10 protein-coding genes are annotated in these 13,999 nt (G+C 61.8%); 3 read left to right on the top strand and 7 right to left on the bottom strand.

Annotation, left to right across the window (positions count from 1 at the left end; all coding sequences use genetic code 11):
* Positions 1 to 53 precede the first annotated feature (53 nt).
* On the top strand, positions 54 to 968 hold the full coding sequence (locus tag ACZ1JW_RS14100; RefSeq protein ID WP_465141030.1) for a ketopantoate reductase family protein: 915 nt from the start codon (positions 54 to 56) through the stop codon (positions 966 to 968).
* 34 nt (positions 969 to 1,002) lie between these two features.
* Here the strand turns inward: ACZ1JW_RS14100 and ACZ1JW_RS14095 are convergent, their stop codons facing one another.
* A complete protein-coding gene (locus tag ACZ1JW_RS14095) occupies positions 1,003 to 3,576 on the bottom strand; it encodes a TonB-dependent receptor (protein ID WP_465141029.1) in 2,574 nt (857 codons plus the stop codon).
* A 111-nt stretch (positions 3,577 to 3,687) separates the two neighbouring features.
* Positions 3,688 to 5,298: a sulfotransferase family protein gene (locus ACZ1JW_RS14090; protein ID WP_465141028.1), complete on the bottom strand. Its 1,611-nt coding sequence runs from the start codon at positions 5,296 to 5,298 to the stop codon at positions 3,688 to 3,690.
* 76 nt (positions 5,299 to 5,374) lie between these two features.
* On the opposite strand from ACZ1JW_RS14090, the gene ACZ1JW_RS14085 reads away from it, so the two are divergent.
* Positions 5,375 to 6,679, top strand: a complete 1,305-nt coding sequence (locus ACZ1JW_RS14085; protein WP_465141027.1) for an amino acid permease — start codon at positions 5,375 to 5,377, stop codon at positions 6,677 to 6,679.
* On the opposite strand, the gene ACZ1JW_RS14080 is transcribed toward ACZ1JW_RS14085, so the two are convergent.
* Both ACZ1JW_RS14080 and ACZ1JW_RS14075 read right to left on the bottom strand, forming a co-directional pair.
* Entirely contained in the window at positions 6,633 to 8,234 is a 1,602-nt protein-coding gene (locus ACZ1JW_RS14080; protein WP_465141026.1) for a phytoene desaturase family protein, read from the bottom strand. The two genes, ACZ1JW_RS14085 and ACZ1JW_RS14080, sit on opposite strands and share 47 nt — an antisense overlap.
* A gap of 27 nt (positions 8,235 to 8,261) precedes the next feature.
* The gene (locus tag ACZ1JW_RS14075; protein ID WP_465141025.1) at positions 8,262 to 9,461 is read right to left on the bottom strand and encodes an aromatic ring-hydroxylating oxygenase subunit alpha; all 1,200 of its coding nucleotides are present in this window, start codon (positions 9,459 to 9,461) and stop codon (positions 8,262 to 8,264) included.
* A 61-nt stretch (positions 9,462 to 9,522) separates the two neighbouring features.
* Between ACZ1JW_RS14075 and ACZ1JW_RS14070 the strand changes: the two genes are divergently transcribed.
* Positions 9,523 to 10,128: a TetR family transcriptional regulator C-terminal domain-containing protein gene (locus ACZ1JW_RS14070; RefSeq protein WP_465141024.1), complete on the top strand. Its 606-nt coding sequence runs from the start codon at positions 9,523 to 9,525 to the stop codon at positions 10,126 to 10,128.
* Here ACZ1JW_RS14070 and ACZ1JW_RS14065 read toward each other — a convergent pair.
* The 3 genes from ACZ1JW_RS14065 to ACZ1JW_RS14055 all read right to left on the bottom strand — a co-directional run bounded on the left by ACZ1JW_RS14065 (position 10,118) and on the right by ACZ1JW_RS14055 (position 13,954).
* Entirely contained in the window at positions 10,118 to 11,515 is a 1,398-nt protein-coding gene (locus ACZ1JW_RS14065) for a M20/M25/M40 family metallo-hydrolase (protein ID WP_465141023.1), read from the bottom strand. The two genes, ACZ1JW_RS14070 and ACZ1JW_RS14065, sit on opposite strands and share 11 nt — an antisense overlap.
* Positions 11,516 to 11,651: 136 nt before the next feature.
* Complete coding sequence (locus ACZ1JW_RS14060) at positions 11,652 to 12,506, bottom strand: p-hydroxycinnamoyl CoA hydratase/lyase (protein WP_465141022.1); 855 nt, start codon at positions 12,504 to 12,506, stop codon at positions 11,652 to 11,654.
* A gap of 47 nt (positions 12,507 to 12,553) precedes the next feature.
* Positions 12,554 to 13,954 carry an aldehyde dehydrogenase gene (locus ACZ1JW_RS14055; protein WP_465141021.1) on the bottom strand — a complete coding sequence of 467 codons (1,401 nt, stop codon included), beginning with the start codon at positions 13,952 to 13,954 and terminating at the stop codon, positions 12,554 to 12,556.
* Positions 13,955 to 13,999 lie beyond the last annotated feature (45 nt).

Raw genomic sequence — 13,999 nt, 5'->3', positions numbered from 1 at the left:
TCCACGGTCGGGATACTCGCGCGCACATGCACGTGCGTGAGGGAATTTCCACGATGGAGAGAGTTGTTGTCGTCGGCGCTGGAGCGATGGGATGTCTCTTCGCTGCTCGCCTGGCACTGTCTGGCAGCGAAGTGACGGTGGTGGACGTTGATCGTGAACGGCTCAGCATCATTGCCGACCAAGGAATCCATTTGCACGACGAGACAGGCGAGCATGTCGTCAAGGTGAAGGCCTGTATGGCAGCGGACACCGACGGCGCAGATCTGGTACTGCTGTTCACCAAGGCGATGCACAGTCGCGCTGCCATCGCGTCGGTAGCTCACCTGGCCGATGGCGAATGCTGCGCTCTGACCCTGCAAAACGGTCTGGGCAACGCCGAAGCCATCGCAGAAGTATTCTCTCCTGCAAACGTGATTGCCGGGGTGACCGATTGGCCTGCCGATTTTGCGCCGCCGAACGGCGTCGCGGCACACGGCACGGGTCATGTGTGGCTTGGAGCCTTTGATCCGGCGGGTGAAGCGTCAGCCCGCACTGCCGTGGATTTACTCAATGCTGCACGCATGGGGGCGCAACATGATCCGCAAGTGCTTGCCGCCATTTGGGAAAAGGCGGCGTTCAATGCAGCGCTGAATGCGCTCTCCACGATCCTGAATCTGCCGGTTGGCGGGCTAGATACACCGGAGGGCCGCAGCATTGCGACTGCCGTCATCGACGAAACCATCGCCGTTGCCGCGACCAAGGGCGTTGCCATGGATCGCGCGCGGCTGCTGGCCAAGACGGACTTCGCGCTTGCCAATCACAAGGCGCACAAGCCCTCGATGCTGCAGGATCGTCTGGCAGGCCGACTGACCGAGATTGACGCGATCAACGGTGAAATCGTCAAAGCAGCGCAGGCTGGAGGCATCGCGGCACCGGTGACTTCAACCTTGGCTGCGCTGGTCAGGATGGGCGAGACCGGGCGGAACTGATCCGCACCGGGCTCAACCACATATCTTCATCGCATCAGAACTTCGCACCGGCACGCACGCCGAATGTGCGTGGCGTGTTGGGCACGATGTAGGGCCGCTGGGTGCAGGCACCGCACTGTACGAAGCGCGAAAGCTGCCCACGCTCATCCGCAAGGTTCCGGACGAACGCTTCGATGGAGTAGGTCGACCATTCCGCGCCGATTGCGAGGTTGACCTGCGCAAAGGCCGGAAGCCTGCCCTGAGCCGCAGCAAAGTCGACACGAAGGTCCGAGCTTGCCGAACCCTGGTAAGTGGCGTTGACCTGCCCGTAAACTTTCCCAGCCCCCATCGGAACGGTGTAGCGCGCCGTACCGCTCATCTTCCACTGCGGCGTGATCGGCAGGCGCGTGCCCGCGGGAGCGCTGATGCTGTTGTCGGGGTCCGAACAGGTAAAGGTCGGGTCTACCGCAGCGCAAAGATTGTTCCTGATCTTCGCATCGGCATAGGCGCCCGAGACGTTCAGGCTCAACCTGTCCAGCGACAGCGACGCATCGATATCAAAGCCACGAATGCGGGCATTCGGTCCGTTGGTGATGATCGTGAAGCTGTTGGGGCCAAGGTAGGCGAACTGGAAGTTCTTCCAGTCCTGCTGGTAGATAGCCCCGTTCAGGCGAAGCAAGCCATTGGCCAACGTCGTCTTGAAGCCGATCTCGTAGTTGGTGAGGTAATCGGGCTGATAGGCACCGAAATCGCCTCGACGGTTGATGCCGCCGGGACGGAACCCGCGCGAAACCGTCGCGTAAGCAAGGATATCGCTGTTCGGCTTCCACGTCGCGTTGAAGCGGTAGGTGCCACCAGTGCCCGATGCCTTGACCGGCTTGACGCCGTCGGTCGTGAACACGCCAAGGTTGGTGCACGGGCCGCCTGCCACTTCGGCCGGAAGCAGCGTCGTGTCCGTCTGCCCGGCAAGCTGGGCATCACGCAGGCGGAGACCCGACTGGGTGAAGCAAGCTGCCACGCCGGTGCGCGAAGAGCCCGCAGCGTTGGGCGGAGGATTGTCGTCCGCGCCCTGGATGAAGGCAGGATTACGTCCGAACCCGAAGAAGCCGACCAGCGTGTTGTCGTAGATGAACACGCGGCCGCCGGCGGTCAGCGTGACCGTGGGCGAAACATCGAGGCTGAACTCGCCGAAAGCGGCATAGTCCTGATCGACGCGCTTCTGCTGCGTGAGCCACAATGTGCCGGGCTGACCATTGACCGAGAGGAGCGGTCCAAGGTTGGCGATCTGGTAATCCTGATGGATCAGGTTCGACTGGTACTGATAGAACAGACCACCGACGAACCGGAACGGCTCGCTCTGCGGCGAGGATACGCGGAACTCCTGGCTCAGCTTCTTGAAGTGATCCGTGCCGATGACCTTCTGTCGCGGATCAATCGTGTTGCCGAGAGAATCCTGATAATAGAAGTAGTTGGCGAGGCCTCCGTACGATTGGTACAGCGAGTCATACGCTTCCGAGTAATCAGTATAGTCGCTCGACTGGAAGGTCTTGCGATCGAGGTAAGCACCGGCATAGGTCACGTCCCAGTTGCCGAACTTGCCTTCGATGGTCAGCGCCGCCTGCCAGAACTTGTCGTTGCGGAATTCCGGGAAGAAGTGCTGGACCTGGAGGTCACCGACCGAGGGATCGAAACCGTAGGAGCCGCGGCTTTTGGTTTCCTGGTACATGAACTGCGGGGTGACCGTCCAGTTCTCGTCCAAATCGACCTTGAGCGCCGCGCGACCGCCGTAGATATCGGTGTAGTTGTAGTCCTTCTTTACGAAGGCCGCATTGTTTACGCTGATGCCATCCTTGATGCAGCCGTCGATATTGTCATCTGCATCGCGGGTGGGCGTACCGCAGAACGTGCGCGTACCCGGAACGTTGTCAATGAAACCGGCGTCGCGCTGATACCAGCCGACAATGCGGAACGCCGCCGACGACGAGATCGGCGCGTTGATCATGCCTTCGAGCTTGTAGCCCTGCCCGCCCTTGTTGACGGTGTTCACCTCGCCATCAACGCTGCCGTAGAAACTGGAGGTGTCGGGCTTGTTGGTGATGATGCGGATCGTGCCGGCTTCGGACGATGCGCCGTAGAGCGTGCCCTGCGGCCCGGAGAGGCTTTCAATGCGGGCGATGTCGTAGACGTGGACGTCGAGGTTTCCGCCGATGGTGGTCACCGGCTGTTCGTCAAGATAGACGCCAACCGAAGGCAGCGAGCCGGAGTGGTTGCCATCGCCGCCCGAGGCAACGCCGCGCATGTAGACGACGTTGGTACCCGGCGTGCCGCCTAGGGCCTGGAACGTCACCGATGGAAGCTGCTGCGCGTAGTCCGTAAAGCTGGCAACGCCGAGTTGCTCGAGCTTCTGCGTGCCGAGCGCCTGAATGGAGATCGGCACGTTCTGCAGGTTTTCGCTGCGCTTCTGCGCCGTCACGATGATAACGTTGGGATCGGAGTCGGCTGCGTCCGACTGCGCTTCCTGCGCCATCGCCGGCATGCTGATCGCAGTGCCTGCAAGCAGTAGCAGCCGCGCAAATCGTCCATTGCGGTTGGTCTTGGAATTCCGGCGCATGGCAGAATGTACCCTCATGTTTCTGTTTTGCGACTCGATGCTGCTCCGCAGCAGGCCGGATCGTCAAGCCGCATGGCGCGGGAAACGATTGTTAAGTCAGGGGCGTGGCCAATTTACAACGATGTTGGTTCAGAAGTTACAATGCGCTTCCGGATAGCAATCAAGCACTTCGCCCAGCGCAGTCTTGAGTGGCTCGAGCCAAGGTTCGAACAGCTTCCACGCCTCTGTGCCTTCGCGGAAGATCGGACGGCGCACCTGCTCCGAGCTTGCCGTACGTACAGCCCGTTCGGTCTGATGGAACGCGAGGCAGGCCTCTTCGAACGGGAGACCGCAATGCTGCAGCAATGCACGCACTTCCGCTTCCGTGTCATCCACCATTCGCTCATAGATCACGCGATGCACAACGCCCGGCAGCACACGATCGTAATGCGCCATGGCTCGCACATAATCACGGTAGTAGCGCCCCATGTCGTCGAGCGAATAGCTGAAGCCCTGCCCTCGCGCGAAGTGCTGCTTGAAGTTCGAAAAGCAGCAGGCGAGAGGGTGCCTTCGCGCGTCCACGATCTTCGCATTCGGCAGGATCAGGTGGATGAATGGCACATGCAGCCAGTTGTTGGGCATCTTGTCGATGAACAACGGGCGCGAGGTGTGGCGCTGCACGCGCGTGCGCGACAGGTAGGCTTCACCCAGCTTTAGCAACTCACCCGACGGCAGACTGGCCAGTGCAGCGGGATAGCCATCAATGTTGCGCGCAAGAAAGCCGATGTCGGAAAGCTCGCTGGTGCCTTCGACTTGCGAATGGCTGGCAAGGATCTGCTCTACGAGAGTTGATCCGGCGCGAGGCATGCCGAGCACGAAGATCGGATCAGGCGCGGGGCAGCCTTGTCCTGCAAGCCCTGTAAGCAACGCGGGCGTGAATGCTGCGATCGCAGCATCGACGCTTTCGGTCGTATCCTCAGCCTTGTAAGGCATCCTGCGACGTCGCAGTTCGTTGCCCGCAGCATAGTGACGAAACGCAGCTTCCGCCTCGCGCCGGTCCTCGAACGCCTTGCCAAGCGAGAAATCGAGATGCCAGCGATCCTCGGGCGTCAGGTCATCGCGCTGCAGCGCAGCCTGCATCGCGGCGATGTCATCATCCGAGAACTTCACCGTCTTGAGATTGGCAAGGCTCCACCAGGCCTCGCCGAGCACCGGCAACAGCTCGATCGCCTTGCGATAGGCGGCGATACCATCAGCCTGCCGCCCTACGGTCTTGAGCATGTGGCCATAGCTCATCCACACGCGCGGCTGGTTCGGCGCCTGCTGCAAGACCTGCTCATAGAGCGCCAACGCCTCATCGAACTCGCCGAGACGGCCATAGGCGGCTGCCTGCAGATTGGCATGGCCGACGTTGTCCGGATCGTCAGCCGTGACCTTGGCCAGTTCCTCCAGCGCTTCGGGCGCGCGATTGGTGCGATAGAGAACCAGCGCGAGATTGGCGCGTGCAGGCGTGAATTGCGGGGCAAGTTCAATGGCGCGCCGCAAAAGGTTTTCCGCATCTGCATAACGCCCGATACGTCCCGCCAACTCGGCAAAAAGACGGATCGCGCGAACATCGAATGGATCGTCCTTCAGAAGCGAACGCAGCAAGGGCTCTGCCGTCGGCAGATCGTTCTCGTTCATCGCGACGGCCGCACGAACCAGACGCGGATCATAGGCAGGTGCGGCAGCGCGGCGGGGGGATGTGGTGACGTTGGCCATTGTGCGCATCACAAACATGGTGACGGCTCGTGATCAAGCGTTACTCTTCACATGTGTCGTTTCCGGAGAACTGCAAATGCCCTCGCACCAACGCGGCTTAGGTTTCTGGATGACGCTCGCGCTTGTCGTCGGCAACATGATCGGCTCGGGGATTTACATCCTGCCGGCCACGCTCGCGCCGCTCGGATACAACCAATTGATCGGCTGGGCGGTAACGCTTGGCGGAGCACTTTGTCTCGCTTTCAGCTTCGCCCGGATGGGCGCGCGGCTGCCGCTTGCGGGCGGGCCGTATGCTTATGCGCAGTCGGCGTTCGGTCCGATCCTCGGCTTCGTGACGGCCTGGTCCTACTGGACCATGCTCTGGGCGGGCAACGGTGCCGTTGCCGTGGCAGTGGTGAGCAATCTCAGCCTGCTCTTCCCATGGATCGGCAAGACGCCCGCGGTGCCTGCCCTGCTCTCGGTGGGCTGCGTCTGGCTGCTGACGCTAGTGAACATCCGCGGCGTTCGCGCTGCGGGCGATGTTTCGGTGGTGACCACAGCGCTCAAACTAGTGCCCCTCGCGGGCCTCATCGGCCTTGCCGTCTGGCTGCTGGCGAGTGGCGCGCCTCCAGTTGACCAGCCTGCCGTCGCCCTCTCCGGCGGCGTGGTGGCAACAGCAGCAGGCCTCACCTTCTGGGGTTTCCTCGGCCTTGAATCCGCCACTGTTCCGGCTGACAAGGTGGAAAACGCCAGTACGGTCGTCCCCCGCGCAACGCTGATCGGTGTCGCGCTTACGGGGCTCGTGTACATGGGTATCTCTGGCGCCTTCGCTCTCTACATGCCCATGGCCGAAGCCGCCGCCTCCCCAGCGCCTGTCGCCGATTTCCTCGCCAAGTTCTTCGGATCGGGCATGGGCCAGATCGTTGCCGTGTTCGCCGCAATCAGTGCATTCGGCACGCTCAACGGTTTCATCCTTCTGCAGGGCGAAGTTCCATGGGCGATGGCGCGAGGCGGCGTGTTTCCAAGCTGGTTCGCAGTCGAAGGCGCACGCGGCACGCCTGTCCGCTCGCACGTGGTGTCGAGCGTGCTGCTGAGCGTGGTGACCCTGCTGAACTACGGGCGCGGAATGGGCGATCTATTCGCCTTCATCGCCTCGGTCAGCCTTGCTGCGGGCATGCTGTCGTACTTCATTGCCATGCTCGCCGCCGTGCGCCTCCTCCCCGACGAGCGCGTGCTGGTCGGCGCAGCGCTGGTCGGGGCGGCGTTCATTGGGTGGGCGGCGTGGGGACTAGGCCTCGAAGCCTTGACTTACGGTGCAGGCTTCATTGCTCTCGGCCTGCCGGTGTACCTGCTGATCAAGCGCGATGCAGCAGCTTCCAAAGCATTGACCGATCCCGGATGATCTCGGCAGCTGCATTGTGGCCGGGAGCGCCGGTCACACCGCCACCGGGATGCGTGCCCGAACCGCACATGTAGAGCCCCTTGATCGGCGAGCGATAGTCGCCATGGCCGAGCACCGGGCGAGCCGCCCACAGTTGGTCGAGTCCCATCGTGCCGTGGAAGATGTCGCCTCCGATCAGTCCGAACTTGCGCTCAAGATCGAGCGGCGAATGGATCTGCCGCGCGATGATGCTGCCCTTGAAGTTTGGCGCATGTTCGGTGACTGTATCGATGATCAGATCGGCCACCTTCTCGCGGTGCTTGTCCCAATCAACGTTCGGATCGAACTGCTGGCAGAACAGGCTGGCCACATGCTGTCCCGGAGGTGCGAGGCTGTCGTCCACTGTGCTCGGAATCTTGATCTCGACGATTGGCTTCTTCGACCAGCCGTGCTGCTGCGCATCGATGAAGGCCTGATCCATGTAGTCCATGCCCGGCGCGATGATGATCCCGGCGGTGTGGTGCTCGGCCTGCGCCTTGCCCGGCAGCACGGTGAAATCGGGCAGCTCGGATAGCGCCACGTTCATGCGGAACGTGCCTGATCCGGTCTTGTAGCTCTTCATCCGACGGTTGAAATCCTCGTCGAGATCCGAGGAATCGACCAGTTGGCGGTAAAGCAGCGCTGGGCCGACATTCGCAGCGATGATCGGCGCATAGAGTTCCTCGCCACCTTCAAGCTTCACGCCAGCGGCCTTGCCATTGTTCACCAGCACCTTGGAGACCGGCGCCTCAAGGCTGATTTCCACGCCCACGTCGGCACAGGCCTTGGCCATCGCCTGGGTGATCGCACCCATGCCGCCAACCGAGTGGCCCCATGCGCCCAGCTTGCCGTTCACTTCGCCGAACACATGGTGCAGCAGCACATAGGCGCTGCCCGGCGTGGAAACGCCCGCATAGTTGCCGACCACCGCGTCGAAGGCAAAAGCGGACTTGACGTGATCATCTTCGAACCAGCCATCGAGGAAATCGCGGGCGGACTTGGTGAAGATGTCGAGCAGATCACGCTGCGTGGCGATATCAAGCTTGGCAATCGGCCAGCCCTGCATCGCGGCAGACTTCAGCGCAGCCATCCCGCCACCGACATTCGGTGGCGTCTGCAGCGAAATGTCGCGCAGCACGTTGGCGACCTTTTCCAGCGCCGCGTCATACTTGGGATAAGCCTCGGCGTCCTTCTTCGAAAAGCGCGCGAACTCCGCCTCGGTTCGCCCGGGACCGCCGCCAAGCTTGAGGTAGGTATCAGGGAACGGGAAGAAGTTGCTGATCGTCCGCTCGATCACGCGATAGCCATAATCGTGCAGCTTCATGTCCGCGATCACTTTGGGCCGCAGCAGGCTGACGGTGTAGCTCGCGGTTGAATTGCGGAAGCCAGGATGGAACTCCTCGGTCACCGCTGCGCCGCCGACGATGTCGCGCCGCTCCAGCACCCGCACTTTCATCCCGGCCTTGGCAAGGTAGAAGGCGCAGACAAGGCCATTATGGCCACCACCGATGATGAGAGCGTCGTAACGGTTGGACATGCGGTAACTCCCCGAAAATTCTCGTGATTACTTCTTCGACCAACCGGCCGGAGGTGCCCTGTGTAGGCGTGCCTCGGGCGTGATTGCACGGATCTTGCGGGCAAAGCTGCGCAGGCAGACCTCGCTCCGTCCGATTGGCCCAGCGCCATAAGTCTGCGAGGCCATGCCCTGCTGGATACGCTCGATCAGCCAGGTGTCTTCCTTGTTGACCACCCGATTGATCCGCCAGTTGGCATAGCGGACCAGCTTCATCTCCCGGCGTTTGTTTTCAGGAGTGTAGGCATCCGGTAGCGCAAAGCACATCTCGCGCAGCAGCGTTGTCGTCGGCGTCAGCGGCAGCCACTGCATGAAGTCGATCTGGTCGGCGTATATGTCGAACGCGATGTTCGGCCAGAGCTTGTAATAGAGCCAGCGGCGCTGCGCCCCCTTCGAGAGGTGCGGCACTTCGGGCAGATGCGCCTGATAGAACCGCTCCCAGAAGTTTGCGGAGGGCTTGTCGACCAGATCGCCCTTCATCCGGTCAGCCCAGCCATGGTCCGAAATCTCGTAGGACTTGCCGAAGATGCGCGTCAGCCCATCATGCGCCACCGGAATGTGCAGATTGTCCGAGTAGTTGTCGCCGACATTCTTCCAGTTCACCTGCCGCTCGCGCAGGCGCACATCGCCGATCCGGCGCATGTCCTCGAAGCGATAGGGGGCCACTTCCTCTTCGAACGGAGCCATCATCTCGGCCACGCTCGGAAAGCCACCATCGACCAGCCGGACGAAGACGAAGCCGCGCCAGATCTCGACCGAGACAGCCACGAGCCCGTTCTCTTCAAGCTTCAGCGCCGGATAGTCCGACTTCATCGGCACGCCTGAAAGCCGCCCATCCGGCTCGAATGTCCAGGCGTGATAAGGGCAGACCAGCTTTTTTGCGCAACCGGAAGGTCCCTCGACCAGACGCATGGCGCGGTGGCGGCAGACGTTGGCAAAAGCGCGGATCACGCCATCATCGCCCCGGATCGCAATCACGCTTTCGCCAAGATAATCCAGCGTGCGGTATTCACCCGGCTGGGCGATGTCGCTTTCGTGGCAGACGATCTGCCACGAAGGGCGGATCACCCTTTCCATCTCCACGCCGAAATACTCGGGATCGGTATAGAGCCAGCCCGGCAGGCTCCAGTCCGCATCCGGATCGACTTCGTCCGATGAGATGTGCCGGAATGCCCAGGAGAGATCGCCCATATGCCCGAATCCAGATTTGCTTGTTGAACAATCGTACAACAACGGGCAGAATGTTCAAGAGATGAGCGAAGCAGAATCCTCCCCCGCCTTTCGCCGTACGGAACCCGATGCCCGGCGGCTCAGCCTGATAGAGGCCTGCGTGCGCGTCCTCGCGCACAGTGGAGCCGCCGGGGCCAGCGTTCGCGCGATCGCGCAGGAAGCGGGAGCATCCGTCGGTCTCGTCGGTCACTACTTCGGTGGTGTGGATGCGTTGGTGGCGGCAACTTACGATCATGTAGATCGGCGCGTTGCCGAGGCGCTTGATGGTGCCGTGAACGCTGCCGGTCCTGCTCCGAAGGACCGGCTCGAAGCCTTCGTCACTGCTTCCTTCGCACCGCCCATCGCGGACCCTGCGCTCCTCGCCACCTGGATCGCATTCTGGAGCCTTGTCACCGCACGCAAGGACATCGCCCGTCAGCACGACGAACAATATGCAGGCTACCGTGCCCGGCTTGAAGCCTTGCTGGACGATTGCAGCGTGCCGCAGCACAACCAGCGACGTCACGCGATCGCCATCACCGCCTTGGTCGACGGACTCTGGCTTGAACTCTGCCTCTCACCCGGATGCTTCACGGCCGAGGAAGCGCGAGACATTGCCCGCGACTTCCTCGCCACGATCATTTCGTGAGATCGGTGATCAGGCTGAGGTAATAGGTGATGCCGGGGCGGATATTGGACAGCCGCGTCCGCTCGTTCAACCCGTGCGAGAAGTCTTCCGAGTCCTTGGAGAACGACGGGCTCAGGCCATAGCTTGGCACGCCCAGCGCGCGGAACCACATCGAGTCCGAAGCGCCCGAAGCCTGTGACGGGATGAGCGGCACGCCGGGATAGGCCTTGCTCATGGCTTTCGAAACCGCAGCCACGACGTCGGCCCGCACCGGCGATGCTGGCGTGGCGACCGAACCAGCCGTCACGTCGGTGATCTTGACTGCAGGATCACCGATCACGCCAGCCAGTTCCGCCATGATGGCTTCCTTGGAATGGCCGGGGAAGATGCGGCAGTTGATATTGGCAAAGGCACGTTGCGGCAGCGCATTCTCGGCATGGCCACCGCCCAGCATGGTCGGCACGCACGTCGTCCCGACCTTGCCCACCATCGAAGGGTCGGCGCGCAAGGTTGCCAAGGCGTTTTCATCCGCAGGATTGGCCGCGAAGGCGCGCATGGCCGCAGCGATCTCCGGCCGATCGGTAAATGCAGCCGCCTTCTCGAAATAGCCCTTGGTAATTTCGTTCTGCTCGGCCTTGAACTTGTACGCCCCGACCTTCACCAAGGCCTGCGAGAGCTGGACGATGGCGTTGTCCGGCCGTGGTGCCGAGCTGTGGCCGCCCGGGTTGGTCACCTCAAGCCGGTAATCCGCGTAAGTCTTTTCGGCACCCTGCCAGGTCCAGTAAAGCGGCTTGCCGGTTACCTCGTCTAGCGCTCCACCACCACCGTCGACATTGATCACCAGTTCAGCGTTCTTGAGCTTCTCGGCGATGATCGCGCTGGTCTTCATCGTCGTTTCTTCGTCACCGGAAAACTCGATGACGATCGTACGCTTCGGCTTGTAACCCTGCCGGCGCAGCTCAATCAGGGTCGACAGCGCCAGTGCGCCGTCGAACTTCATGTCGCTTGCACCGCGGCCGTAGAGGATGCCGTTCTCGACCACAGGTACGAAGGGATCGCGCTCCCAGTCCTCGCGCTTGGCCTCCACCACATCCATGTGGCCCGAGATGACCAGAGGCTTGAGCGCCGGGTTCGTGCCTTTCCACGTTGCAATGAAATAGGCTGTGTCGTCGATCGGCGTGATTTCGATGTCAGATGCGCTCCAGCCGCCTGCCACGAGCGCATCGCCGAACAACTTCGCCACATCGATTGTCTTGTTGCCCTCACCCCGCACCGAACGGATGGCGATGGCCTTCTGCGCCAGATCGAGGACCTGCGTTTCAGCTTTGGGATATGCCGCTTCCTTGGCAACAGCAGGCATCGAAAGCGCTACCGATGCAGCGAGGGCAATTCTCAACTTCACAGCCATGAGTGCGACTCCTTTGTCGCATAGCTGGCCGCAACACCCTGCGCTGGCAACAGCTTTCACATGACATTTCAAAACGCAAAGGCCCCGGACGCTTCAGCGACCGGGGTCTTCCGTGATTACCATCAGGCTTGAAAGATCACGCCTTGACCTTGCTCGTATCGAACGTGCCGAGACCAGGCTTGAAGCTCTTCTCGTCGAGGAACTGGCGCGTCGCTTCCTTGCGAGCCGCTGCACCGCCAAAGCTGTGCAGCGCTTCCTGCGCGCGGATCTGGTATTCGAGGCCATTGTCGTAGGTCATGTCGACCATGCGGCGGACAGTCCACTTGGTGGCACGAAGGGCGTGGCCGTCCTTCTTCTTGAGCGCCTCACAGATTTCCAGCACACGGGCCTTCAGACGGTCCGCCGGGACGGCTTCCGTCACCAGTCCCTGCTCCTCGGCCTGCTTGCCGGTGAGGTTTTCGCCCATCATGGCGTGGTACATGGCCTTGCGGAAAGGCATCAGTTCCTGCGCCACCTTCGAAGCACCACCGCCCGGCAGGATGCCCCAGTTGATTTCGGAAAGCCCGAACTGCGCGTCTTCCGAAGCGATCGCGATGTCGCAACCGAACAGCGGGCCGTAGCCACCGCCAAAGCACCAGCCGTTGATCATGGCAACGGTCGGCTTCTCGTACCAGCGCAGGCGCTCGAACCAACCATAGCTTTCACGCTGCGACTGGCGCACCGCGCTAAGACCCTTGGCTTCGTTCTCGCGGAAGTATTCCTGAAGGTCCATGCCGGCGGTCCAAGCATCGCCCTCGCCGGTCAGCACTAGCACCTTCACGTCTTCGCGGAACTCCAGTTCCTCAAGCACCGCCTTCATCCGGCGATTGAGCTTGGGGCTCATGCAATTGCGCTTCTCTGGGCGGTTGAACTTCACCCAGGCAATGCCGTCTTCGACGGTGAAAGCGACGGTGTCTTCTTCCGCGCGCTCGATCTTCTGCTTTTCGGTCATGGTCGTTCCTCTATGGTAATCGTGTCAGTTCAGATCGGGAAATGGCGTCAGATCGGGAAGTGTCCGGGCTCGGTTTCCATCGTGATCCAGCGCAGTTCGGTGAAGCTGTCGATCCCGGCCTTGCCCCCGAAGCGGCCGTAACCGGATGCGCCCACGCCGCCGAAGGGCATCTGCGCCTCGTCGTGCACAGTCGGGCCATTCACGTGGCAGATGCCGGACTTGATCTGGCGGGCAACGCGAAGTCCGCGTGCGGTGTCACGCGTGAACACAGCGGCCGACAGGCCATATTCGGTGTCGTTGGCCAGTTCGACCGCATGCGCCTCGTCACGCGCCCGGATCACGCCAACGACCGGACCGAAGCTTTCATCGCGGAACAGCTTCATGTCCTGCGTCACGCCATCAACGACATGCGCGGGCATCAGCACGTTGTGCGTAGTTTCGCCGCCTGTCAGAACTTTGGCACCCTTGGCTACGGCATCGTCGATCAGGCTCTGGCAATGCGCCACGGTCTTCGCATCGACAACAGCGCCGAGCGGCGTCGTACCTTCACGGGGGTCGCCCACCGCAAGCGTGGCAACCTTGGCCTTGAACTTCTCGGCAAAGGCATCGGCCACAGCATCGACGACGATGATCCGCTCGGTCGACATGCAGATCTGGCCCTGGTTCATGAAGGCACCAAACGCGGCGGCCTTCACGGCCTCATCAAGGTCAGCATCTTCCAGCACGATCAGCGGAGCCTTGCCGCCCAGTTCGAGCAGGCAGGGCTTGAGGTGCTCGGCAGCGCGCTTGGCGATGATCCGGCCGACTGCGGTCGAGCCGGTGAAGTTGATCCGCTTCACGTCCTTGGCGTCGATCAGCGCGCCGACGACATCAGCCGCGTCCTTCGGCGCATTGGTCACGACGTTGACCACACCTTCCGGGAAGCCCGCCTCGGCAAAGGCCTCGATGATCAGCGCGTGGGTGCGCGGGCATTGTTCAGATGCCTTGAGGATCACGGCATTGCCGCAGGCCAGAGGTACGGCGATCGCACGCACGCCAAGGATGATTGGCGCATTCCACGGCGCGATGCCGAGAATCACGCCAACCGGTTCGCGCAGAGCCATCGCCAAGCAACCGGGCTTGTCGGAGGGAATGACTTCGCCCGAAATCTGGGTGGTAAGCGCGGCCGCTTCACGGACCATAGATGCTGCGAGGCCAAGATTGAACAGCGCCCAGCCCTTGGTTGCGCCGATCTCGCCCATCATAGCCTCGACAAAGGCATCGGCCTTCGCCTCGAGCGCACTTGCGGCCTTCATCAGCACGGCACGGCGCGCGTTCGGCCCCATTGCGGCCCAGGCCGAAAAGGCAGCGCCAGCCTTGGCCGCAATCGCCGGAATGTCAGATGCCTGCATCGCCTCGGCGGTTGAAGCGACAGCACCGGTCATGGGGTTGATGCGTTCGAATTGCATGTCAGCTCTCCCTATCTGTTATGATCTATAGCAATTTCAGATTTG

The sequence above is a fragment of the Novosphingobium sp. BL-A-28-Hi1-0D genome (assembly GCF_055521755.1).
This window is presented reverse-complemented; position numbering and strand designations above follow the sequence as displayed.

Coding starts and splice junctions, on each gene's coding strand:
- ACZ1JW_RS14100 (WP_465141030.1), top strand. CDS start 54: ATGGAGAGAGTTGTTGTCGTCGGCGCTGGAGCGATGGGATGTCTCTTC.
- ACZ1JW_RS14095 (WP_465141029.1), bottom strand. CDS start 3,576: ATGAGGGTACATTCTGCCATGCGCCGGAATTCCAAGACCAACCGCAAT.
- ACZ1JW_RS14090 (WP_465141028.1), bottom strand. CDS start 5,298: ATGGCCAACGTCACCACATCCCCCCGCCGCGCTGCCGCACCTGCCTAT.
- ACZ1JW_RS14085 (WP_465141027.1), top strand. CDS start 5,375: ATGCCCTCGCACCAACGCGGCTTAGGTTTCTGGATGACGCTCGCGCTT.
- ACZ1JW_RS14080 (WP_465141026.1), bottom strand. CDS start 8,234: ATGTCCAACCGTTACGACGCTCTCATCATCGGTGGTGGCCATAATGGC.
- ACZ1JW_RS14075 (WP_465141025.1), bottom strand. CDS start 9,461: ATGGGCGATCTCTCCTGGGCATTCCGGCACATCTCATCGGACGAAGTC.
- ACZ1JW_RS14070 (WP_465141024.1), top strand. CDS start 9,523: ATGAGCGAAGCAGAATCCTCCCCCGCCTTTCGCCGTACGGAACCCGAT.
- ACZ1JW_RS14065 (WP_465141023.1), bottom strand. CDS start 11,515: ATGGCTGTGAAGTTGAGAATTGCCCTCGCTGCATCGGTAGCGCTTTCG.
- ACZ1JW_RS14060 (WP_465141022.1), bottom strand. CDS start 12,506: ATGACCGAAAAGCAGAAGATCGAGCGCGCGGAAGAAGACACCGTCGCT.
- ACZ1JW_RS14055 (WP_465141021.1), bottom strand. CDS start 13,954: ATGCAATTCGAACGCATCAACCCCATGACCGGTGCTGTCGCTTCAACC.